This is a genomic window from Onishia niordana (genome assembly GCF_004798965.1).
In the GTDB taxonomy this organism is placed as follows: domain Bacteria; phylum Pseudomonadota; class Gammaproteobacteria; order Pseudomonadales; family Halomonadaceae; genus Onishia; species Onishia niordana.
Genome location: NZ_SDSD01000076.1, coordinates 1 through 269, shown reverse-complemented (window position 1 = coordinate 269; position 269 = coordinate 1). Strand labels below are relative to the sequence as shown.

Sequence of the window (269 nt, the reverse complement as noted above, 5' to 3'; positions counted from 1 at the left end):
AATGATTGATGCTTCGAAAAAACCATTTGAAGAAAATGTCGCAATAACCGAAGAAGTGGTCAAGATGGCACATTCGATGGGTATTCCAGTAGAAGCTGAACTAGGTATTGTTGGTGGCAAAGAAGATGGCAATAATGCAGAGACGGTAGCTTTTACCGATCCAGAAGAAGCTGAAAAATTTGTCAAAGCTACAAATGTTGACTTTTTAGCTATTGGCATCGGCAACTCACACGGCTTTTACAAAGCAGAGCCAAAGTTACAATATGATA

General features: G+C 39.4%; 1 protein-coding gene. It reads left to right on the top strand.

Features of this window, described 5'->3' with window-relative positions:
* Positions 1-269 (top strand): class II fructose-bisphosphate aldolase (locus tag ETC27_RS17995; protein ID WP_136256070.1); only part of this gene is annotated, 269 nt, incomplete at both ends.